This is a genomic window from Streptomyces sp. L7 (assembly GCF_050990935.1).
Lineage (GTDB): Bacteria > Actinomycetota > Actinomycetes > Actinomycetales > Microbacteriaceae > Leifsonia.
Genome location: NZ_CP194644.1, coordinates 1,166,390 through 1,187,580 on the forward strand (window position 1 = coordinate 1,166,390; position 21,191 = coordinate 1,187,580).

The window sequence follows — 21,191 nt, forward strand, 5'->3', positions numbered from 1 at the left end:
GCCCCGGCACTCACCGAGAGTGGCTGGGTTGTACGCGCTCGTTGACGTCTTCATGAACGACAAATGCGGCGGAAAATCACGGGCTTGGGACGGATGCCGTCCGTCCCTCCTGTAATAGGAACAAGATCAACAAGATCTGTTGTGAGGTCCTATAGGGGGTGAGGAAGGTTATCGATGTTCAACCCCCTCCTGGAGGGCACAAACCTTATTGTTCATATTGTTGCTATTGCCGTTGCCGCCTGGGGCTTTGCGGGTTCGGGCTCTTGCAGACGTTCTACAAGAGCCCGAACCGGCCGACGTGTTAGCTGAGCATCACAGCCTCCATCTGCCGGCGCCGCTTCTGCAGCAGGTTCTGGTCGCTGACGAGGCCGCGGCGCAGTTCCTTGAGGTCGACGATCTGTCCGGTGAACCGCGTGCGCTCGGGTCCGTCGGGGGTGCGGCGGCTGCGCTGTTCGAGCTTGGTGATGGCGGTGTCGCACCGGTCGATCCAGGTGGTCTGCTGCCGTTCGAGGAGGCGCAGGACGACCCTGTCGGCGGTGTCGCGGCGGTCGAGCCATTCCAGCTCGGTGAGTCCGCGCTGCGTCGCCTGCACCTGATCGAGCTTCTTTGCGGCGGCTCGGACTTCGCTCGTGCGGCGGGTGATGGTGTCCCGGAGGTCGTCGGTGTCGGCGAAGGGACGGGACGCGCTGTCGACGCTGGAGCGGACGGTGGCGGCGAACGCGCCACGCTCCGCGTGGATCGCCTGCACCTGGTGCTGGCCTAGTCCGGTGACGTCGAGCTCGTCGAGGGGTGCGCTGACCGGCGGGTCCAGACGGTAGGTCAGCGAGACGCGGTTCTCTCGGTCGAGGGGCACGGTAAGCAGACCGTCGTCGCAGGCCAGGTCCGCGGAAGTGAGGCCGAGGACGGTGCCGTTGGCGAGCTTGACCTTGGTGATGTCCCCGTCTTGGTTGTGGACGAAGTCGGTGATGGACGTGGTCTGGTCCAGCACCGCCTGGTACTTGGCGTCTTCGGGCTGTGGGTTGGTCACTTCGACCAGGGTGAGGCGTGGGGTGGCGCCGCCCTTGTTGGTGATGAGGTCGAGGAACTTGTCCCGTCCGGTGATGACCTTTGTTGGCGCCGGCGTGGGCAGCCCTGTGGTCTGGTTGATCGGCGCGCCTTTGAGGATTCCGTCGACCGCGCCCTTCAGCACTTTGTTCCGAGGTTCGAGGGCGACCGCGCGGCTGCGGTCGCGGCTGCGGTCGCGGGGACGTCGCAGAGCGTGGTTGGCGGGCTTGTTGCCGCAGTTCGGACAGCGGCGGCCGGTGTCAGTGGTGGCACTCCGGCACATCAGCGCGCCGCCTTGTTGGTCTCGTCGATGTCGATCACGTCGACGAGTTCGTGTCGGCGGGCGGCGATCGCCTTGATGGTGTCGATGACGAGGGCGCGGGTGCGCTCTTCGGCGGGGACGTCTTTCAGGCGGGCGGCGATGAGGGCTTTCCAGCCGGATCCGTTGTCGGTGACCCAGCCGTCTTCGAGAACAGCGAGGCTGTGGGCATAGGGAACGTCTTCTTCGCGGGTGTGACCGACGCGGACGATCGAGAAGACGGCGGGCTCTTTGGTGTGGGCGGGCACGAGGCTCCTTCGGTAGAGGGTGAGCGGTTCTGCTGCTTCAGAGGCGGCGGATTGGCGCGCCTGGACGGGCTTGCCTCCAGCTATGCCTCGACCACCCGCTCCAGCAGGGGGACCGACGCTTTGCCGCCGCATATCTCCCGTGTATGAGCGAGACGAAGAAGGCGGCAGTCACCCTCGGTGGCCGCGATTTCCGCACCCACGACCACGCGATCGGGTATGCACAGTCGGAACTGTTCCGGCCGAGCCTGCGTGATGGACATGCGCTGGACCGGTGGGATTTGAAGCTCGCTCAGGAGATCTGGGCGATCGCCAACCCAGGGACGGACAACCCGGTTCCGTCTCGGTTCTTCATCACCCGCCGTGGGAGCGGTCCGTTCCCGTTCGAGCTCAACTACATCGACCACCGCGGCATCCAGCGGGGCCTGTCGATTGCACGCACGTTGAAAAGGCCGTTCTTCGTCGAACGGAACCCGCACCTGGTGTTGCGCCGCGCAGTGCAGGGCCAGCTGGATCGGTTCCGGGACTCATTCCTCGCCGAGATGCCGGAAGGCACCGTGTGCCCGGTCTCAGGCCGCAAGCTGCACTCCCACAACGTTGCCGTGGACCACTCCCCGATCCAGATGGGGACCTTGCGCGTCGCCTGGGCGGCGTACTACGGCGGCGTCAACGCGCTGCAGCTGAAGAAGACCGACGAGGGCTACCGGCTCGCGTCGGTTCAGCAGGAGCGTGACTGGCAGGAGTATCACGCGAAGACCGCAACCCTGCGCCTGATTCACGTCGACGCGTACCGCGACGTCCGTGCGGAGCAGGCTCAGGCCCGCGTCTCCGCGGGCGGGGAGTACCCGCCGATGCCGCTCCCGTCGTCACAACGCGGCTTCGGCCTCTTCGACAGGCTGGACGACATGACGTTCTGAGCTTCCCGAGAATAGGCGAACCGGCCCGGTGGGATGGGGATCCTGGCCCGGGCCGCTTCGTCGTACCTGTCGTGTGTGCTGCTCGTGTCAGCGCATACCGTTCAGACGCTTGCTCGCGATGACTCGGGACGCGTAAAACTGGCGTCGCCGGGACCGCCAGTCGCTGTACCCGTCGCTGAGCGCTTCGTGAGTGAGCTTCTTCTCCACCGCGATCCGCCGGTCCACAGCTGCGCCGTACGCAGCTTGCAGAACTGGGTCTGCGCCGTCTTCGCCCGGCATGTGCCCGGTGGCGAACATCCGCGAGAGAAGCTCTTCCTCCTCCCCAACCGCCTTCGAGTACTCCATCTCGAGCGGCAGATACACGGCCTCGCGAGCTTCCATCCGTGCCATCGCCCGGCGAATGCCCTCCGCGCCCGTCACCTGGAATGGGAGCGCCTGCTGGTCGGCTGCCGCAAGCTGCGCGCGCTCGGCCCAGTAGTCGAGCGGCGTCATCCCGAGTGGGAATCGAACCCGGCCGTCTTCCCCGATGGCCGGCGTGACCAGCGGCGCCGGTTGCAACGAGCTCCGCATCCCCTGTGGGCGCACCGCGCCTCCGCCTAGCTCGCGTTTGAGCTGGTCGCTGCGCTGCCGTTGCTGCTGCCGGCGCTGTTCGGTTCCGGCGTCGCGGGCCGCGATCGCCTCGCGGGCGACCTGGTTCGCTTCGGCGCGGAACACGGCAGCGCTCACCCCGGCGAAGTAGTCTCGGATCCGGGTCCAGCGTTTCGGGCCGCGCCCGCCGCGGGAGGGGATGAGGGCGAAGTCCGGGTTGCTACGCCGGGTCACGCGGCGGCCTCGTCGAAGACGCCGCCCTGGCGGATGTAGTCGTCCGCGGCACTCCGCACGGAGTGGTCGGCGTACGCGGTCAGCAGCGCCCGCCAGACGTGATCGGGCGCATCATGGAGCGCCCAGTCATGCCGAGCGGCGAGAACGATCGCACCGAGAGCGCCGAGCGGTTCGGTCGCACTGGCGATCACTTCGAACCCTGTGAGCAGGAGGACTGGGAGCTGCTCGTCGGCGATGGTTTGCGCGTCGGCTGCGAGCGGGCCGGTGAACACGCCGTCCTCCCAGACGGTGGGGGCGGTTGACTGGTCGGCGGGTGTGTAGACGGTGACCGCGGTGACGTCGTCGTCGCGGTCGAGGTTGGGCTGGGACATGGGTGAACCTCCGAAGGTGTTGGGCGGCGTGGGGGTTCCCACGCTCAACGCTGCAGAGGCGGCGGATCCGGCGGGTTGGACGCTTCGCGTTCTGCGCCAGTATTGACGCTGGCCCGGGTTAGGCGCGTATCGTGGCACCGTTATCGGTCGGAGGCGGGAGGGGCTGTGAAGGACACATCCGGGTTCGGCCTGCGAAAGGCTAGCTCTGCGGCTGACGGCGAGAAGGACCACCGCATAGCGCCCAGGGACAGCCTCCTCCACAACTTCGTGGCGGACTTCGATGTCACGCTGCTCGGCCGCCGCATCAATGAGGTGCTCTTCGAGACCGACATTGACGCTGGGCGAGCGTACAAACCCGGCCGTCTACGGATCATCGACATCGCCGGTAAGGAAGTCGACCTGGAGGTGTCTCTTGCGGAGAGCACCTTCATCATGGCGGTCATCGACCGTGTCGTGCGGGGTCGGCAGGTGCCGATCCTAGAAGAGACTTCCGCGGATCCGGAGGCGTTGGCGGAGATGGCAATCGCCGCGCTCCCCAACAAGAGTCCGTGGGATCGCGAGCTCGGGCCGTTCTTCGATACTGAGGCCCTCGCCCGGTGGAAAGACGTGACCGTTGAGAAGCTCCTCGAGCTGCGCGAGGAGAACCGCGTGATCGCGCTGAGGACAACGGACGCCGATGGGACCGTGCTCTACCCACGGTTCCAGTTCGACGGCCGCGGCCGACTACTCCCACACCTGCCGGAGATCTGGCCAATACTCACCAAGGCGTACTCACCGTGGACGGCGGCGGCCTGGTTGAACACGCCCGATCCGGACTGGGGCGAGCGCACCGCCGCGCACGTGCTTCGCTACGGTACGGAGGACCATGTCGCGTTGGTTCTGCGGGATGCGACCCAAGACGCAGCCGGGATGACCGCCCGATGACCACCACCCCGCCGGCCCCTCGGTCAGAGACCGTCCAGGACACACCGTCCGCGGGGCTGGACCTGACGGGGTTCCCTACCGCCACGTTGGAGGACGGGACAGCACTGTTTCGAGCTCACACCGTCGGCTATGGACCTTGGTACTTCGACAACACAGCAGGCGACGAGGGCGGCCGGTTCAACCTGACCGGGCCCAAGGGAACCTGCTACGTGGCGGACACTCCGGAGGCGGCCCTGCGGGAACGGTTCGGTAAGAAGCTCTCGCGGAACCGATGGATCGACACGGACTCCGTCGGCCGGACTGTGGTGTCGCTGCTCACCGTCGGCAGGACCAGGGAGACAGCGCTGATCAGCACCCCGGACGCTGCCGCGTACGAGATCACAACAGAGCTCGCCGGCGCGGTCAGCTACGACATCAGCCAGGCGTGGGCGGCCCGGTTCGACGCTGAACCGTTTGACGGGATCTACTACACCGCCCGGTTCTCTGCTGGTGGACCAGCGAACGCATGGGCGGTGTTCGGCCCGACCGGCGAGCACACGGAGGGTGAGGATCCGGTGACGGTGCCGGCGGCCGGGGTCTGCCGCGGCGTCGGCATTGAGGTCCGCGACCCTGCGGCGCATCCGGCGGACCTGACGGTCATTCGTCCGATGCCGCTGGTCAACCCTGTCCCCGACCCGTAACGGTCAGCTGGCGCCCCGGGTTCCGGCGACGGCGTCGAAGTGGTCGTCGAGGCGGCCAAGCAGGACAGGGTCGATGTCGTACACGTTCGGTGCGCTCACTCCCCCGCTCACAGGTCGATGTGCCCGCGGAACTTGACCATGAGCCGTTCGGCCAGGTTGAGGGAGGCGAACGCGGCCCGGAAGTGGTCGGCGTCAGAGAGATGCTCGGCGAGCTCATCGAGTTGCACGCTGGTCAGCTGACCTCCGGTGGGGACGGTGAGGATCGGTGTGAAGGTGTGCGCGCACCATGCGACAAACCCCGCCGTCTCCTCAGACACTCCACTGGTGATCCAGGCGAACTCGCGGGGCCGGCGGCGCTGATCGCGAACGATCGCAGCCGCGTCGGTCCCCGGCACGAACAGGGCCCGATCGAACATGCCGGCGCTGGCGCCGGTCAGACTGACCAGCTCGGACTGATACGCGGAGACCAGCCGGCGCAGCGGTTCACCCTCGGTGAGGTGTTCGAGCCCGGCGCTCAAGTACACGGTGGACGCGGGGCGAATGTCCCGGGTCATGCGAGGTCCGCGGTGTGGGCTGGCGCAGACGACGAGTCGACATCGATCCGTTCGAGAAACTCTGTGGGCATGCCGCCGCTAAGGGCGTCGAGCAGGTCGGAGTACGTGTTGGGCAGGAAACCGAACTCCGGGTGGGTGCTGATCAGCTCCAGGCGGGTCCCGGCGGGGATCTGCTCGTGCAGGGTGGCGCGCTCCTCGGCAGGGACGCTGTCCAGCCACGCGGCAACCTCTGCCGGATTCTCCCGCAGGTCGTCCAGGACCAGCTGCTCCCAACTCCGGTGACCCCACGGCGTCAGGAACCGGTCAACGTGCAGGCCCGTGATCTCCGCGAACTGGACTCCCGCCTCCAGCGTCTCAATCAGCAGAACGACGTCCAGGTTCTCGTGCCGATCGGCAGTCCAGTTCAAAGCCCGGATCAGGCCCGGGGAGTACGCAGCAGGCAGCGTCGCCAGCAGGTACCGGCGCTGCCCGAAGAACGGGTCCGGGCTGGGGACGGCGAGCGTCCCGAATGGTGCGATGTACAGAGTGGCCTTCTGAGTCATGATGGTGGTCTCCAAGTCGCGAGGGTTCGGTCTCTCCGTCCCTGCTCACGATGTGGTCGGCGCGCAGGACTTCCTGCCGCGCCCGCCCGCCCGCGCTCACCTGTCGGGTGTTGCACGCAAACTTGAATCCATGAGTTCTGGCCAGTTCGCGAATTGGGAGGATGCTCGGCGCGTCCAGTTTTCGGAGTTCGAGGCGTGCGTCCGCAAGTACGATCCGATGTCGGTTCTGATTGCGATGGCGCGCGTCTCCGCGTCGATGCCCGAGGCCGAGGGGTTCCAGGCGACGTGGGCGAACGTTGCTCCCTGGACGGTCTCAGCGATCGCCCGGCAGGCGATATTGTCGTCGGGCCGCTTCGGCACCCGACGTCCGCTCGATGACGCAGGATTCAGGCGGCTACTGAACTTGTTCCGTGGGGTCGACGTCACACCACATACCGGTTTCGAGTTCCACCAGTTCTTGGTGGGTGCAGCACACGAGCAGTTCTCGTACAGCGTCTCCGTGAAAGAGGAAGTCGCTCGCACTTTGGCGGTGCTGCTCGATACCCCTGCCGCTCGCCCGGATTCCCTGAGCGAGAGTGATCTCAGCAACCTGGTTGGAGCGCCGATCCGGGACCTGGCGTCGTCAACGTTCGTGCTGTGGGCGAGTGCGCGGGCGAACCACGGAATTGTGCAGCGAGAAACGATGAGAACACTGGCGCGGGAAGCGCCCGGGAATGTGCCCGCGGCAGAATCCCTGCTGGCAACTCTCGATCGGCTCACTGCGACGCTGGACGAAGCGCGGGCCGACGGGCTCGCTGCGCCCCAGTTCAAGGGCGGCCTGCGAAAGTATGCGTACAATCCGCTCACACGCACCCCGTTCATCCGCGTCGACGAGGAGACCGTAGTCGCGCCCCAGACCGCCTTCGTCCTCGGCTCCTGTTCGCTGGAAGCCGTCTACTACCTGGGCCAGCGAGCGAAGATTCCGAACTTCGGGTCAGACCTCGGACTGAGAGTCGAAGCGTACACAGGCCGCCAGCTCCGTCACACCGGCCAATTGGACGTCCACCCAGAGATCAGCTGGAGCGACAAGAAATCGATCGACTGGTTCGTCGTCACCCCGGCAGCGACCATCCTCGTGGAGTGCAAGTCCGCCCACTCGACCTTGGAGATCCGGGCGGGATCACCCACGACCGCCGAAGACACTACTGCGAAGCTCGGCCCTGCCATCCAGCAGATCAACCGGACCGTGTCACAGATCCGCAACCACAACCCGAAATTCGCGCACATCCCAGCCGACCGCCCATTCGTCGGCGTGATCGTCACGGCGGAGCCGATCTACGGTGCCAACGACCAGGAAGTCCGCGAGCTCATGCCGGAGCCAGTTGCCCCCACGATCACGATCGCCCTGCGAGAGCTCGAGAGCATCTCGACGTTGGATCCGGACTCGCTTGGAAACGCGCTGCTTCGGATCGCGTCGGATGCCACCCTTTCGACGTACGAACCGTTCAGCGCTCTCAAATCGGTGCTCGGCGACTACCGGATCGACCGCCCGAACGCATTGGTCGACGAAGCGTTCAAGCGCCACATCATGCCCGCCGCTAACTGAATCACCAGGCAACCGAGCCGACAACCAACCGTACGAGGGCTCCACTCGCCGGCGCTCCCTCCGCCCTCGCCTTCGGCCCGTCTCCGTCCCGCTATCCGCAGCGAGGTCTATGCGGTGCTGCCGTGACGTTCCCGCCCGCCATCGCATCGGTGGCGGAACGGAGCTGGTGCCGGTCCGCTGCCCGGATCGTGGACGAGCCGTCCGCGTGCGGTCCCCGTGCCCGCCCCGGGTTCGCCCCACCACCGTGGCGGAGCCCCGACCCGCCGGCGGACCGAGTGGCGGTCGGTGAGGCTTGACGGGCCGCCGACGACCGCAGGGAGGCGGGGTGGAGCGGGCGCTCGGGAAACGGAGAGAGCCCCGCCGAAGCGGGGCTCTCGCTTGATCAAGTCCAAGGACTCGAGCCCTCAGTTTGGTGGAGCTTGGCGACAGGCGACTCGAGCCCTTCTGCATCCCGAAGGAGGATGTGTGCATCGTATCGTTGCGGCCCTCCGGCACCACGTCAGCGACACGCCAGCGCCGGACCGCTCCGGGCTGGCGACGATCCGTTGCGGCATGATCGTGGCCCGGACGGGGGCTACTTGACGGGGCCGCCCTACCCATAGCCTCAGAGGATGCGTTTTCGTGGGGTGTTTTCCCTTGCCGGTGTTGTCGCGGTCGTGGTTGCTCTCGCCGGCTGCTCTGCCACGCCGGATGGCGCACCGAAGCCGACGGCGTCCGTTGCAGCCGCGCCGAATGTCACCGCGTTGATGAAGGCGGATAAGGCGCCCGTGTCCGCGAAGGGCGAGTACACCAGCGCCATAGCCGCGCTGACGCGCGCCTGCACCGAGGGGTCCGCCATCACCTTCAGCGTCGACGCGGACGCGTCGAACAGCAGCGAGACCCGGTTGCAGATCATGCAGCAGGTCGAGCATGCCGTGGCCGGAAAGACGAAGCAAGACTGCACCACCGACGCTCTAGACGCGGCGGCGGGAACCCCGATCACGGGGCCCACCCCGACCGGGACTAGCTACCTACTCGGCGATGCCGCCACCGCATCCACACCAGTCCCGGACTGTTCTCTCGCCGTCGCGAACTGGACCGGCGCGACCGGACACACCGTCGTAATGGTGCTCGGCGTGCAAGGCCCGACCACCGTCACCGTGCTGGTTACCCTCAAGAGCGGCGCAACCCAGACGTTCTCCGGCTCAATCGGCGCCGGCCAAGACGCGCACGACTTCCAGCTCACGCAAACGCCGGCAGACCAGATCACCTCCGTGAAGATCACCGCGACAACAAACGATTTCGGTGTTGGCGGGTCATGCATGGCCACAGGCGGGCCAAACGCGTGAGATCTGCGCGGGAATCGATACGCAAGGGTCCGTCCACCCCCACCCCTCGCTGCGACAGCGACCACGGCCTGTGGACACACAAACTGGGGTCTGGCTGAGGGGCCGGGTCGTTGGAACCATTCGCCTCATGGGTTTGATCGTCATCGCGCTGGCCGAGCTCGGCGTTTGGGTGCTGAAGTTGATCCGCCCGATCCTGCCCTACCTCCTGATTCTCGGGCTGATCTTCTGGGTTGTTTCCTCGGCGATCAAGTACTGGTGGATCACCGCCTGCGTAGTTGGGGGGATCGTGCTGCTCGTCCTCCTCTACCACCTGGCGACGCGTAAGAGCCGTAAGAGGGCCAGAGAAGCACAACGTCGTCGAGCCGCTGAACGAGCAGTTCGCACGGCAGGTGTGCTCTCAGAGGATCAGCGTCTGAAAGAGGCGGCCAAGCAGCGTGCGGCTTTCGAGGCCCGCAAGCGCCAAGAGCAAGCCGAAGCGTGGGCACAGTATGAAGCGGCAACAACCGAGGTAGAGAAGGCGGAGGCGCGTGACCGGTTCACTCGCGCGGCACTCTCCGAGCCACCTCTTGCGTGACTCGGACGAATGACAGTGACTTGAGGCAAACGCTCCGGCGAGGCTCCGATCGGCAAAGAGGGGAATTGGATTGGACTGGACGGTGCCGCCCGCGCGCGGGAGATTGAGGAACCGGGATGACGTTCTGCCAGCTGAGCCAGCGGTTGTAGACCACTTCGGTGAGCGCGTCCGACGCGGGAAGTACGGTTACCGCCTCAGCCGCGAAACCTACGCGATCGTCAACAAGAAGCCCTCCGTCTACATCCCGCGCGATGCGGTGAGTCCGCAGACGTGGGAGGAATTGTCCTGGATGTTCGAGGACGAGGATCACCGCGTCCTTTCCAATGATTTCTGTGACCGCAATCGGGCCCAAGCGCTCGAGAACTTCGACCTGAACATGTCGTTCTTCTCCCAGATCCCCGCTGAGTACTTCGAGAATGCGGTGTCCACGATGCTGGAACGCAACCGCAATCTCAGACCAGTTTCTGACTTGCGGAAGTGGGACGGAGCCATAGGCCTCTACGTCATGGTGCTCGACGATTACCGTCAGTGCTACATCGGCCAGACGATGGACGTTCGCCGGCGGATCAAGTCCCATTGGGCGGGCACGAAGCAGTTCGATCGGCTCCTCTGGGGTGCCGTTCACGAGTCGGTGATCTCGATCGACGCGTTTCGCGCCCTGGACACCACACGCATCTTCGCAGCACGGACGGTCAATGCCGACGAACTCGAGACCCGCATCGTGAACAAGTTCCCGGCCGACCTCCTCCTTAACCGAATCAACGGCGGGCTGATGACCGGCTTCAGGGCGATGGTGATCGAAGGTGAGATGAAGCGGCGCCAGCTCGTTACGGAGTAGCGGCTGACCCGGCCCTCTTCACTCCGACGGCGTTTCGAGTTCGTCCCGCACAAGCAGTACCTTCTGGTACGGCCCGGCGTACCCGGTCATGAGTGTGACGTCGGCGACCCGCCAGCCGAACTCTCGCGCACCCGGGTGTAGCGCCAGAAGCCTCTCCTCGCCGGCGAGTAGCCCGTCGTCGTCGAAGAGGTCGGTCCCCGTGGCGTTGGTGGTCATCACCCATGCCTCGCCTCCCGGGTTGAACTTGTTCTTGACGAAGGTGATGGGTGCGTACTTGCCGACCCAAAGGTCGTCGCCCCACGGGAATCGCGAAATGGGCTGGAAGGAGGTCATCTCGGCGAGGACTGGCTCGATCGCTGCGCGCCACTTTGCCCGTGGGATGCCGTGGAGGGCGAGGTCGCAAATGTAGTCGACGTCGCTGTGCTCGCCGTGGCCGCCGAGGTACCTCCCTTCCGCCATGATCACCATGCGATGTCCGTCATAGCTGCAGTAGTAGGCGGCATCCCAATACTTGTGCGCGGCGATCGCACCCAATGGGCTTGGCGCTGTCTTGCGGGTGACGACCTTTTTCGTGACTCCGCGGACGGTGCCGGGTCGGACTGCTACAGCGTCGTGCAGCGACTCGATGAGCGCTGCGATCGCTGCTGCTGTCGGCGAGCTGGACTCGCTGGCCACGTCGTACGGGCCGAGTGGTTCGAGTGCACCGAGGCGGAGGCGGACGACCGTCCACCCGACGGCGGCGAGCAGGGCGTCGCGGCGCCGGTCGTTGTCCGCGTTGGGGTGCGTGCGATCGGTGTCCACCTCGATGCATACCTTGGTTCCTGAAAGGAGGATGTCCGGCGTCAGCACCGGGTAGTTCTTTCCAACCGGGTCGTACTCGCATTGAATTGCCGACCGGCCTTTGTGGACTTTGAACCCTGCCTCTACCAGCTTCTGACGGACCTGCAACTCCATCGCGGACACCTCGAGGTGACGGCTCATCACCACTGCGCCCGGCGCATAGAGCGGTGCGGTGCGACCGGAGAGATAGAAGCGCGGGCGGCTTTGCATGGTCAGATCCTGGAGTGTACGGCTGACATTCGTGATTGTCGGCAGGTGAGGACTATGCCGACGGCTCCGTAGGGGGCTCAGGCACGCCTGCTTCTGTCGGTACGGTGTAGCGGGCTGTCGCTTGCTCCATCAACGTCGGCTCTCTATCGTCCGTCGCAGGCGCATCGGCCTCCTCGACGGGCGGGTGCAGGTAGAGAGGCGTTTCGCTTCGGGAGTTAGCGATGGCGGTGCGGGCCCCCTCGAGAGTCATGACTCCGTGCCGCGCGATGAAGTAGAGCGACTGGTGGTAGTAGCTGCGCAGTTCGGCTTCCGACATCGGCCCATGCATGAGCAGCAGATTCTGCGCTCGGTGCATCGCGATCTCGTGCTCCGACGGCGACGGCTGCTCCCGTTGGTTCTTGTGTCGACCTCTCATCCCGCCACGATACGAAAGAGCGAACAAGACCCGCAGGCCCCAGTGGTGGGGCTGCCGACACCTCCGGCTCGTCACTCAGGCGCGTTTGCCCAGGCTAGGCAATCCGCCGGATACGGTGTGGACGCCACGTGTTGCGTAGATCTTGCGGTCGAGCTTGCCGCCTCGCATCTGTTCGGACACGTAACGCCGGAACCTCTGCTCTGCGGCCACGGCCAAGGCGCGCTCGCGCTCCTTCGCGGCACGCTCCAGTGCCTGGCGTTGCTCTCGCTCTGTCCGCAGGCGGCTCCGCTCTTCAGCGCGTTCAGCCCTAAGCCGGCTGCGCTCGTCGCGCTCTTTCTGACGGCGGATGCGGTCACGCTCGGCTTCTTGGCGTCGTTTGATGTGGGCTTCGGGATCGCCTGAGCCGCCGCACCGCGCACCTGATCCGTTTGTGTGGATCGACATCTCACCGTTGCGCATGACGGTGTGGGGCTCGTTACAGGTCGGGCAGATCTGAAACTCGAGCGACAATGCTGGGCTCCTTCTTGGGGTGAGGTCAGGCTAGACCTGTCCACTGTCATCTAACGAACTTCGAAACCTTTATGTAGCCTCGGACCGTCGTCCTCGCTGAGCGCCGGCCACGAACTACATCACTGGCCGGTGCCCTGCGCATCTGCACGGTGGTCGTTCGCACTCCGGATGGGGTACTGGTCGGGTCTCCAAGTATTCGCCGGCTGTCATACGGAGTGGCCCTGATTGGCAGGGCACGCAGGTGCAGCCGGAGATGAGAAATTCCGTGTCTGGGTCGTAGTGACGGACGATGCCGTCGCAGTAGATGTCGTCGGCGCGTGCGCTGGTTTCCAGCCACGGTTCTCCGTTTTGGGCCTGGAAGTTAGCGAGATCGAATAGGATTTCCCGCTCCTTCGGCCAGCTCCCCGACGCACGCTCGCGGCGCAACGCGATCTCGACGGCGCGCACGTACAGGTCGCCAAGGCGCGCTGTCGGGTCTTGCCGCTCCACCGCCAGCCAGGTCTGCTCATCGATCCCGAATCGGCCGACGCGGTGAATGACCTGTTCGCGCTCGGCGCCGGCCGCTGTCCGAAGCGCCCCATGATCGCGCACGAGCGTTACTCCGCACTCACCGCAGACCGCGGCCCACGACGTAAGCACGCTCCCGCACGCCGGGCACGACAATGGCAGCGGAGCGCTCTCGGCTCGCCGACGTGCTGCCTCCACATCCGGGTCCGAGCCGAATGCCAGGTACCGGATCAGGAGGGCGAGTTCCCGGGCGTACTCGTGTCGGTCGTGCAGGATCCTTGCCGCGCGGAGGGTGTAGAACGGTGCGATCCCGCCGCCGTTGCTGCGACTCGATTCGATGGCTGCCTCGTTGCATTCCATGAGCAACTCGAGCGCCTCATCCGTCCGGCCGCCCTTGAGCATGGCCCTGATCTCTGGCGCCCAGCGGAAGTACGGGACGCCGCGAACCTCCGGGATTATCACGTCATTTCGCCGACTTCAGCGACCAGAACGCGAGCGGCTTCCCACCGTTAGATGCGGGGTCATCGAACTGCAAGATGTAGCTGGCGTTCCGAGACATCTCGTAGATCGCCAGGCCGGTCTTCGACTCGCCAGGGGCGAGTTCACCGTTGCGGAGGGGTCTCCGAACGGAGTGTAATCGGCAGTCATGTCGGCGCCCCAACCATCACCGTTTGTGGGACCACTGACGAAGTTCGCCAACGTGCCGTACTGGACGAGAATCGCGTCATCGTTGAAAGCGAACGGTTTCGAGCTCGTGTTCTTGAGAGTCAATGAAACGACAGCGAGTTCCGTTAGCGAGTCGCCGTTCGGCTCCGGCGCGTACTTGACACTGTTGAGCGTGACTGTGGCGGTCGAATGATTCGACTCTGTCACCTTCTTCGGAGAGCCTGTGTGCGCGAACGCCGCCGGCGTGTGCGCCGGCTTTGGTTTGTGCGTCGCCTTCTTCTTTCCCGCGGGAGACGGCTTGTGCGAGTGCTTAGAGCTACCCTTCCCGTTAGACGGTGCGGGTGAATGAGTCGGAGACGCGGCAGCGGCTGGTCCTGCGCCCCCCACGATGACCAGGCTCGCCGCCAACACGACCCCACCGATCATCTTCGAAACCGCGGCGAGAGAAATGGCTGCAGAAAGCGATCGATGCACACCCCGACGCTATGGCGAGTAGGAGCCGGACGGTAGCCACACGTTCGTGGGGTGCTTACCCGTGGGCCCGTCATGATCAAGCGAAACCATCGACCTCGCGATGCGCCCGACATCTCCACCGATACGGTGACGCCCCTCAACGGTGCAGACCGCCGACACACCGCACCCGGACCGGCTGGCACGTCTCGGGGCGCCCGCGAGACGGTAGACGAAACGAGGCCGGCTCGCTGCCGGCCCGTCATTTGTTCCGTCACCGGGCGCCCGCGGCGCCCGCCCCGCCCCCGGAGGCATCCCGCTGTCGGACCGCCACCGTGGCCGGGGCTGCGCTCCGGACCGGAACGCCACCGCCCCGCACCCGAACCGCCCCCGGCACCGCACCGCCCCGCACCGCCGACGGCGCGGAACCGGAACGCCCCCACCCGCAACGACGACGAAACGCTGGGCAGGCCGGGACCGTCACGGCAGCGGGCCGGGCGGAGCGACGAAGGAGCGGAGCCCGGCGGGGCCGGGCAGGCGAGGGCCCGTGGTGACAGGCGAAGTCAGGCCCGGCGACCAGAACCGGGTGCGCCAGCGTTAAGAGCCCTCACGCTTGACGACTCCACCCGCGTCACATCCAGAGGCAGGAAAGGGTCGCTGCTGGGCCTGCGCTTCAGCGATGGCGTTACGACGTCGCCGCCCTCCGGCACTCCCCCGAAACGCCCTGATCCCCCGCAGACGGTGATCCGGTCGGCAAGCATGTGCGAGTAGATGACACCCTGACGGCGGCTCACGCGGACGGTCTGCTCACAGACGGGGCAGACCGCCTCATGGGAAACGGCGTCCTTGCGGCTCTCGCTACTCATGGGGAAACGGTAGTCCGATGGTCAGGGGCGGAGCCAGAGGGTGGGTGGCCCCAGCTCAGGGGCGGCCCCTTCTTCGAAGCCGAAGGTCGGCTGCCTGGCGGTCAGCTGTACGGAGGGAACGCAGTGGCGAGCACCCGGAGGGTGCGGTTGATCGTGTCGGCGTCGAGGTTGCCGGGCCGGGACACGTATTCGGCGGCTTTGCGGGGCCAGAGCACGGTGATCGAGTCCACCGTGAATGGGCGCTGGAGGAGACCCCAGGTCGAATCTACGAAGCAGAGCATGCCGTAGACCGGGATCTCTTGGAGGCCGGCAGCGTCAAGAGCTGTCCGTACCCTCGTGACTTGCTTCTCCACGCCTGGCACGAGCTTGGTGCGGTCTCGACCGTTGACGATCAGTTTCTCGACGCGTGGGCGGAGGAAGCCGCCTTCGATCCGCTGCGCTACCTGGCCGTCGTATCGCTTGGCGTCGAGGACGAACACTCCCTGGGCGGTGGTGACGAGGTGGTCGATGTTGGCGGTCGTTTTGGGGATTCGGCGGTCGTGGAGCGGCCGCACTGTGTCGGTCGCGACGCTGTCGAGCCACGCGCCCAACTTCATTTCGCCGTCCGCACCCCGCCCCCACGCTCGCGTGCTTTGCGGGTCTTCGGTGATCGCGAGGAGGAACCCGCCGATCTTCGGGTGGTTGGCGCGGACCCGTTCTTGGCGGGCGTTGTGGAGTTTCTGGTGCTGACGCGCGGCGGACGCACCGGCTTGACCGCTGGTGATGGGCTCGTCCGCGGGATCGGTGTCGCAGGTGACGCAGCGCACCGTCTTGGTCGAGCGGTCGTAGACGGCGACCGTCCCGGCCGCGATGTCCGCACCGCATACCGTGCAGCGGCCGGCGTAGCGCAGCCGCATCACCTTGGTCGGCGTGGGCTCCGCTTCTGTCGTCACTACTCCCCCGATCGCTACAGTCAGGACGACGCTATCCGGACATCGCTCGGTCGGCTCAGTCCCAATTCCAGGGGCAGTAGTCGTCGGGGCGCCCCGACTCTCGCAGGGCCCGGCCGGATCACCGGACCGTAGCGGGCCGCACCCGACACGCGTATCGGGACGCACCGCCCGAACCGGTAACACCCCGCCAGCATGCCGTCGGTGTCGCGTACTCGTTCCGGGCGGAGCGACGAAGGAGCGGAGCCCGGACGGCACGTCGGCTCGAACCGTCGGCCGAACCCTCCAGAATGGTGGAGGAGGTGCGCATGGCTGAAGGGGACGCGGCGCAGGAGCCGGAGGACAGCGGCGGCGAGGAACTGGGCGTCGACTCGGCCGCTATGAAGCGGGTTGGCGAAGCGTACTCTCGACAGCCGGAGTTCGTGAAGCTCAGCGAGAGCATCACCAAGATGGCCAGCCGCAATCTGCTGATGGGGCTCACGGACACGAAACCTTGGTTCGACACGTCATTGACCGCCCATCTGAGCAACCAGATCGCCCTCGGCGCCATTGCACAGGAGAGCCTGCGGAAGATGCTCCCGGACCCCGGGTTGACCCAGGCGATCGTGAACGCGACTCAGCTCTCAAAGTCCACCAGTGCTATCTCGCAAGCGCTGCTGACATCGGGAGCGTTCGGCGCTCCGTCTGGATCCGTAATTGGCCAGGCAATGGGATTGAACCAGCCCGGCAGTGCGATCTACGAGGCGATGAGGGCTGCGCAGAAGATCAACGGCGCGTCGATCATCGCCCAGGCCGCGGCTTTCAATCAGCCCGGCGGCGCGATCTATGAGGCGATGAGGGCTGCGCAGAAGATCAACGGCGGGTCGATCATCGCGCAGGCAGTCGCGGAGATGGTCTCCCCCAGTCTGCAGAGCATGCTCACGCAAGTGATGCCCCAGGTTGGGTGGTCGGCGGGATCGCTCGCACGCGCGGCCGCGCTCGAGGCAGAGTTCACTAAGGCCAAGCCCTACCCCGGCATCGGCGCCGGGTTCGCGCTCCTGCACGAACGCATCGACACTTCCCCTCGCCTCGCCGCCGAAGTTATCGGGTTCGCCGAGACCGCGGCCGCCCCACCGAGCGGTGCCTTCAAGATTCGCGCGAAAGACCTCCATGAGCGGGCCATTCGCGTAGAGCAGGCGCTTGATGAGGACCCGCAGTTGCGGGACGACCTCGCGGGCCCGCTCGCGGACGTACAGATGGTGTCCGCCACCGATGACTTCGACGTGATCCGACTCGGTGCCCTCCTGAACGTCGTCCACCGCCGCGGTGCGGTCACGGGCATCGCCGTGGTCTCCGGTCTCACTATCTGCCTGGGAGCCTTCGTCATCGGTGCAGGCACCGGACAACCCGTGGAGGCTGCCGCGTGGGCGGGAGCATCACAGGGTCTGCCGGCGGGGGCGGTGATGTACGGGCTTCTGCGCCGCCTCCGGAGCGGCCGCAGCGAGAACGACGACGCGGGCGGACCCCTCTAGGAGATCCGCCCGCCGTACCCGGAGTTGCAAAGCCGCGGGAGCGCTCAGGCTACGGGCACCCGCTGACACGTGCCCGGGTTATGCCGCATACCAGTCGTCCTCCTCCTCGAACGAAGCCGCGGTGGATTCGGCGTCCACGGTCCACGGCAGGTTGACCAGCACGAAGTCCTTCATGTTCGAGTTGCGCTGGGTAAGCCGCCACTCGAGCTGCCCGCGGATGGTCGCCGCGATCTTCTCATTGACGAACAACGGCTGTGCGTGCTCGACCCACCACGGGTGGACCTTCTTCCACCACTTCTGGAACCGCTCGCGATCCCAGGATTCGTCCGGAAGCGCACCGAACCTGTCGCGGATGTCGGTGAAGAACGTCTCGTCCAATCGCTTCTCGAGCTTGCGTTGGGCGGCGCGGCCCCGGACGAACTCGTCCCGTTCAGCGGCGACCTGTTCCCGCTTCACCTTGGCGGTCTCCATCGCGTCGGCGTACACGTACGCAGCGAGCGTGGACTCCGACAGGGCACCGAGCTGCGGCTCAAGCGGTCCGCGCCCGATTCCCGGCAGTCCAGCCTTGGCGAACTCGGCGCCGACCTTCTTCCGCAGCCGGGCCCTGGTCGCTGCGGGCATCCCCAGATTGGGTTTCGCCGCTGCGGCCGCCAGTGCGAGCACAGAGGCGAACCAGCCACGGTAACCGTCCCAGGCGGCGACGCGGGTTCCGTCTGGTCCGGGCGTGCTCGCGTACGCCCATGTCAGGTGGCCGACCGACAGGATCAGCTCGGCGAGGGGGTCGGACGTGTCGCCGATGGCCAGCGCGGTGATCGTGTCGATGTAGGCGTCGCCGATCTCCAACTCCGTCCCCGGGCCGCGGCTACCGAGACGGTAGCGGTTTACCCCGCGGCTAGTCTTCCCTGCCTGGCGGAGGAAACCGAAGGTGGTCGCTTGCTTCAGCAGCGACCAGGTCGCCCGCTCCCCCAGGTTCAGTCGAGGTGCCAGGTACAACCGAGATGCGAGGGCGCTGTCGAACCCGGATTTGTCGGTGAGGATCTGGACGCCCAGCAGCGCGGTCAACGCCCGCACCTGAACATCCGCACGCGCCGACAGTGTCAGCTTCTTCGAGATCGGGTCGCCGATCGCCGCCGCGCGACCCGCCGCGACATCCGTATCCTTCGCTTCGACGAACGTCGCGCGCGCCGGCGCCGGGGAAAGGAGGAGGGAGAGGAGCGATGTCGCAACCTCGACACGTCGATTGGCGACAGCCGTCTTGTCCGAAGCTGACGGAGTGCCTTTCAGGTACTGGGACGCAGTCGTGACCGAGGACGCCCAACGGACCGAGTCATCAGCGATCCGACGAACAGGGTCATCGGCGTCGGTGACAGACAGGACCAGCCGTCGGACGGACGCCGCAGCCATCGTCGGAAGCAGGCCGCACAGAACAGCCAGCACGGTGTTGACCGGAGAACGGCTACGGTTGGCGGCCAGCAGACGACGAACAGCGGACTTCGGATCCTCCCGTTCCGGGCGAGGATCGGGGGCGGTGGTGAACGAAACGGGCATGGGGTGGTGGTCTCCTAACGACTCAGAGCTTTCAGAACATGCGGCCAGGCGAAGCCGGCCGGCCGCATGTTCGTGAAATGCGGCGAAAGGCAGGGAGGAGGACGCCGGGCCACGTGGAACGCCGGAGCGTGTGCAACCAAACAGGCCGCGAGCCGGGCGCGCAGCGCACGGGTTAGGGGATACGAGCAACCGCGCTCCGGTGGCGTCCCGTTGTGTGGTGGAGTTTCTCGACACCGTGCGGGATCAGCTGTTGGTGATTATGCCGCAGTGAGTTCGGGGATTGCCACCTCCTCGGTTTGAACGTCCAGGAGCTTCATGGAGTGTTCGCTGAAGTAGCGGCGGTCGGCGCCGTCCCATTCGTCGTGTTGCTCGATCAGGACGTGCCCGGCCAGGCGCAGCAGCGCGGCCGGGTTGGGGAAGGTGCCGACGACGTCGGTGCGGCGTTTGATCTCCTTGTTGACCCGCTCCAGCGGGTTCGTGGACCAGATCTGCCGCCAGTGCGCGACCGGGAACCCGGTGAAGGCGAGGAGGTCATCGCGGGCGTCCTCGAGCATGTCCGCGACCTTGGGATGCGAGCGGGCTAGCATCCGGGTGACCTCGCCGAACTGGGCGATCACATGCTCGGTGTCGGGTTGGGCGAAGATCGTGCGGATGATCGAGGCAACCATGGGACCGGCCGTCTTCGGGACGTTGGCGAGGACGTTGCGCATGAAGTGAACGCGGCAGCGCTGCCAGGCCGCGCCGGCGAACACCGTTTGGATGGCGGCGATCAGACCGGTGTGGGCGTCGGAGATCACCAACTTCACCCCACCCAGCCCGCGCGCTTTCAGGGAGCGCAGGAAGCTGGTCCAGAACGGTTGCGACTCCGTCTCGCCGACCTCGAACCCGAGGACCTCCCGGCGCCCGTCGGCGGCGACACCGACCGCGACCACGACCGCTTGGGACACCACCCGGCGGCCGACGCGGGCCTTGCAGTAGGTGGCATCCAGGAACACATACGGGTAGGTCGTGTCCGTCAGCGGCCGGTCGCGGAACGCCGCGACGTCCTCGTCCAGGTTCGCGCAGATCCGGGACACCTCCGATTTGGAGATCCCGGTGCCGGCGCCGAGCGCCTTGACCAGATCATCGACCTTCCGGGTCGAGACCCCGTGAACATAAGCCTCCATCACCACCGCGAACAGCGCTTGATCGACCCGGCGGCGCCGCTCCAACAGCGACGGGAAGAAGGAGCCTTGCCGCAGCTTGGGGATCTTCAACTCCAACTCGCCGGCGGTCGTGGTCAGAGCCCGGGGTCGGGTGCCGTTGCGCTGGGCCACCCGATCGCTGGTGCGTTCGAACGGGGCGGCGCCGATGAACGCGACAGCTTCCGCGTCGATCAATTCTTGGTACAGGGTTTCGGTCGCGACCCTAATCCGGTCGCTGACATCGGTGAGTTTGAGTTCCCCGAGCAGCTCGAGGAGGGCAGACTGGTCAAGAGCCATCGTGCGTTGTGTCCTTCCGTGAGATTCCTAGACAGTTCTCACTGACCATCGCACGATGGCTCACTGCGTCAACGACGTGACACTCAAGCCCAAGAACTACACCACCCCAAGGGACGCCACCCCGCGCTCACTTCGTTCGCGCGCGCCAGCGGCCCGCCAACGAATAGCCAGCGTTTCGAGGTCGCGCCGATGGCGCGGCCACGGTTCGGAGTCGGGGCGACTGCGCACCGTCAACGAAACGCCGCGGAGCAAGGCGGGGCGGACGCGTAGCGCAGACCGTATCGTTGCGCGCCGGGCGAGCGCCAGCGAGCCCGGTTCGGGGGCGTGTCGCTGAACGCATCGCGTGCGGGCCGTGGGCGGGCCGCGCTTCGCGCGGGCGCGGCCGAAGGCCGCCGTGACGGACGCGATCCGGAAGCGGGCCGGTGACGGGACGGGGGCGTCCCGCCGAGCGGAGCGAGGCGGGGTGGCGGCGTCGCGTACTCGTAGCGGGTACTCCGATGATCACCTTCACTTAA

21 protein-coding genes are annotated in these 21,191 nt (G+C 66.2%); 8 read left to right on the top strand and 13 right to left on the bottom strand.

All coding sequences use genetic code 11. The features are described 5' to 3' along the window. Nucleotides 1–301: 301 nt before the first annotated feature. On the bottom strand, nt 302–1,327 hold the full coding sequence (locus ACR5MH_RS05875) for a hypothetical protein (RefSeq protein WP_431346196.1): 1,026 nt from the start codon (nt 1,325–1,327) through the stop codon (nt 302–304). Continuing rightward, entirely contained in the window at nt 1,327–1,611 is a 285-nt protein-coding gene (locus ACR5MH_RS05880; RefSeq protein WP_431346195.1) for a hypothetical protein, read from the bottom strand. The genes ACR5MH_RS05875 and ACR5MH_RS05880 overlap by 1 nt, the downstream gene beginning before the upstream one ends. Before the next feature lie 143 nt (nt 1,612–1,754). Here ACR5MH_RS05880 and ACR5MH_RS05885 point away from each other — a divergent pair, with 143 nt between their 5' ends. Continuing rightward, the gene (locus tag ACR5MH_RS05885) at nt 1,755–2,525 is read left to right on the top strand and encodes a hypothetical protein (RefSeq protein WP_431346194.1); all 771 of its coding nucleotides are present in this window, start codon (nt 1,755–1,757) and stop codon (nt 2,523–2,525) included. 87 nt (nt 2,526–2,612) lie between these two features. Here ACR5MH_RS05885 and ACR5MH_RS05890 read toward each other — a convergent pair whose 3' ends face one another. Further along, complete coding sequence (locus tag ACR5MH_RS05890) at nt 2,613–3,251, bottom strand: hypothetical protein (RefSeq protein WP_431346193.1); 639 nt, start codon at nt 3,249–3,251, stop codon at nt 2,613–2,615. 92 nt (nt 3,252–3,343) lie between these two features. Further along, nucleotides 3,344–3,718: a hypothetical protein gene (locus ACR5MH_RS05895; RefSeq protein ID WP_431346192.1), complete on the bottom strand. Its 375-nt coding sequence runs from the start codon at nt 3,716–3,718 to the stop codon at nt 3,344–3,346. A gap of 165 nt (nt 3,719–3,883) precedes the next feature. On the opposite strand from ACR5MH_RS05895, the gene ACR5MH_RS05900 reads away from it, so the two are divergent. Both ACR5MH_RS05900 and ACR5MH_RS05905 read left to right on the top strand, forming a co-directional pair. After that, complete coding sequence (locus ACR5MH_RS05900) at nt 3,884–4,642, top strand: hypothetical protein (RefSeq protein ID WP_431346191.1); 759 nt, start codon at nt 3,884–3,886, stop codon at nt 4,640–4,642. Then, complete coding sequence (locus tag ACR5MH_RS05905) at nt 4,639–5,322, top strand: RES family NAD+ phosphorylase (protein ID WP_431346190.1); 684 nt, start codon at nt 4,639–4,641, stop codon at nt 5,320–5,322. The genes ACR5MH_RS05900 and ACR5MH_RS05905 overlap by 4 nt, the downstream gene beginning before the upstream one ends. Nucleotides 5,323–5,429: 107 nt before the next feature. Here ACR5MH_RS05905 and ACR5MH_RS05910 read toward each other — a convergent pair whose 3' ends face one another. Then, complete coding sequence (locus tag ACR5MH_RS05910; RefSeq protein WP_431346189.1) at nt 5,430–5,876, bottom strand: hypothetical protein; 447 nt, start codon at nt 5,874–5,876, stop codon at nt 5,430–5,432. Beyond that, nucleotides 5,873–6,433, bottom strand: coding sequence for a hypothetical protein (locus tag ACR5MH_RS05915; protein WP_433862399.1), 561 nt, complete (start codon nt 6,431–6,433; stop codon nt 5,873–5,875). Before ACR5MH_RS05915 ends, ACR5MH_RS05910 begins: the two co-directional genes overlap by 4 nt. Between ACR5MH_RS05915 and ACR5MH_RS05920 the strand changes: the two genes are divergently transcribed. The 4 genes from ACR5MH_RS05920 (at nt 6,417) to ACR5MH_RS05935 (ending at nt 10,743) form a co-directional block, all read left to right on the top strand. Further along, nucleotides 6,417–8,003, top strand: coding sequence for a hypothetical protein (locus ACR5MH_RS05920; protein ID WP_431346187.1), 1,587 nt, complete (start codon nt 6,417–6,419; stop codon nt 8,001–8,003). The genes ACR5MH_RS05915 and ACR5MH_RS05920 overlap by 17 nt on opposite strands. 611 nt (nt 8,004–8,614) lie before the next feature. After that, on the top strand, nt 8,615–9,331 hold the full coding sequence (locus tag ACR5MH_RS05925) for a hypothetical protein (protein ID WP_431346186.1): 717 nt from the start codon (nt 8,615–8,617) through the stop codon (nt 9,329–9,331). Between the two features lie 127 nt (nt 9,332–9,458). After that, nucleotides 9,459–9,905: a hypothetical protein gene (locus ACR5MH_RS05930; RefSeq protein WP_431346185.1), complete on the top strand. Its 447-nt coding sequence runs from the start codon at nt 9,459–9,461 to the stop codon at nt 9,903–9,905. A gap of 70 nt (nt 9,906–9,975) precedes the next feature. Continuing rightward, nucleotides 9,976–10,743 (top strand): GIY-YIG nuclease family protein, encoded by a 768-nt coding sequence (locus tag ACR5MH_RS05935; protein WP_431346184.1) that lies wholly within the window; start codon nt 9,976–9,978, stop codon nt 10,741–10,743. Between the two features lie 18 nt (nt 10,744–10,761). On the opposite strand, the gene ACR5MH_RS05940 is transcribed toward ACR5MH_RS05935, so the two are convergent. From ACR5MH_RS05940 to ACR5MH_RS05960, 5 genes are all read right to left on the bottom strand, one after another. Continuing rightward, a complete protein-coding gene (locus ACR5MH_RS05940) occupies nt 10,762–11,697 on the bottom strand; it encodes a DUF559 domain-containing protein (RefSeq protein WP_431346183.1) in 936 nt (311 codons plus the stop codon). A gap of 148 nt (nt 11,698–11,845) precedes the next feature. Beyond that, nucleotides 11,846–12,208, bottom strand: coding sequence for a hypothetical protein (locus ACR5MH_RS05945; RefSeq protein ID WP_433862400.1), 363 nt, complete (start codon nt 12,206–12,208; stop codon nt 11,846–11,848). Nucleotides 12,209–12,283: 75 nt separating this feature from the next. After that, nucleotides 12,284–12,718, bottom strand: coding sequence for a hypothetical protein (locus ACR5MH_RS05950; RefSeq protein ID WP_431346182.1), 435 nt, complete (start codon nt 12,716–12,718; stop codon nt 12,284–12,286). A gap of 114 nt (nt 12,719–12,832) precedes the next feature. After that, nucleotides 12,833–13,627, bottom strand: a complete 795-nt coding sequence (locus ACR5MH_RS05955) for a hypothetical protein (RefSeq protein WP_431346181.1) — start codon at nt 13,625–13,627, stop codon at nt 12,833–12,835. Nucleotides 13,628–15,308: 1,681 nt separating this feature from the next. Further along, the gene (locus ACR5MH_RS05960) at nt 15,309–16,139 is read right to left on the bottom strand and encodes a nuclease-related domain-containing protein (protein WP_431346179.1); all 831 of its coding nucleotides are present in this window, start codon (nt 16,137–16,139) and stop codon (nt 15,309–15,311) included. Between the two features lie 305 nt (nt 16,140–16,444). Between ACR5MH_RS05960 and ACR5MH_RS05965 the strand changes: the two genes are divergently transcribed. Next, a complete protein-coding gene (locus ACR5MH_RS05965; protein WP_431346178.1) occupies nt 16,445–17,647 on the top strand; it encodes a hypothetical protein in 1,203 nt (400 codons plus the stop codon). A 78-nt stretch (nt 17,648–17,725) separates the two neighbouring features. Here the strand turns inward: ACR5MH_RS05965 and ACR5MH_RS05970 are convergent, their stop codons facing one another. After that, a complete protein-coding gene (locus ACR5MH_RS05970; RefSeq protein ID WP_433862401.1) occupies nt 17,726–19,429 on the bottom strand; it encodes a hypothetical protein in 1,704 nt (567 codons plus the stop codon). A 23-nt stretch (nt 19,430–19,452) separates the two neighbouring features. Then, the gene (locus ACR5MH_RS05975; RefSeq protein WP_431346085.1) at nt 19,453–20,676 is read right to left on the bottom strand and encodes an IS256 family transposase; all 1,224 of its coding nucleotides are present in this window, start codon (nt 20,674–20,676) and stop codon (nt 19,453–19,455) included. Between the last annotated feature and the right edge of the window lie 515 nt (nt 20,677–21,191).

Bases quoted from the DNA above. Each gene is read 5' to 3' on its own strand.
- ACR5MH_RS05875 (WP_431346196.1), bottom strand. From the start codon at position 1,327: ATGTGCCGGAGTGCCACCACTGACACCGGCCGCCGCTGTCCGAACTGC.
- ACR5MH_RS05885 (WP_431346194.1), top strand. From the start codon at position 1,755: ATGAGCGAGACGAAGAAGGCGGCAGTCACCCTCGGTGGCCGCGATTTC.
- ACR5MH_RS05895 (WP_431346192.1), bottom strand. From the start codon at position 3,718: ATGTCCCAGCCCAACCTCGACCGCGACGACGACGTCACCGCGGTCACC.
- ACR5MH_RS05905 (WP_431346190.1), top strand. From the start codon at position 4,639: ATGACCACCACCCCGCCGGCCCCTCGGTCAGAGACCGTCCAGGACACA.
- ACR5MH_RS05910 (WP_431346189.1), bottom strand. From the start codon at position 5,876: ATGACCCGGGACATTCGCCCCGCGTCCACCGTGTACTTGAGCGCCGGG.
- ACR5MH_RS05920 (WP_431346187.1), top strand. From the start codon at position 6,417: ATGATGGTGGTCTCCAAGTCGCGAGGGTTCGGTCTCTCCGTCCCTGCT.
- ACR5MH_RS05925 (WP_431346186.1), top strand. From the start codon at position 8,615: ATGCGTTTTCGTGGGGTGTTTTCCCTTGCCGGTGTTGTCGCGGTCGTG.
- ACR5MH_RS05930 (WP_431346185.1), top strand. From the start codon at position 9,459: ATGGGTTTGATCGTCATCGCGCTGGCCGAGCTCGGCGTTTGGGTGCTG.
- ACR5MH_RS05940 (WP_431346183.1), bottom strand. From the start codon at position 11,697: ATGGAGTTGCAGGTCCGTCAGAAGCTGGTAGAGGCAGGGTTCAAAGTC.
- ACR5MH_RS05945 (WP_433862400.1), bottom strand. From the start codon at position 12,208: ATGAGAGGTCGACACAAGAACCAACGGGAGCAGCCGTCGCCGTCGGAG.
- ACR5MH_RS05955 (WP_431346181.1), bottom strand. From the start codon at position 13,627: ATGCTCAAGGGCGGCCGGACGGATGAGGCGCTCGAGTTGCTCATGGAA.
- ACR5MH_RS05965 (WP_431346178.1), top strand. From the start codon at position 16,445: ATGGCTGAAGGGGACGCGGCGCAGGAGCCGGAGGACAGCGGCGGCGAG.
- ACR5MH_RS05975 (WP_431346085.1), bottom strand. From the start codon at position 20,676: ATGGCTCTTGACCAGTCTGCCCTCCTCGAGCTGCTCGGGGAACTCAAA.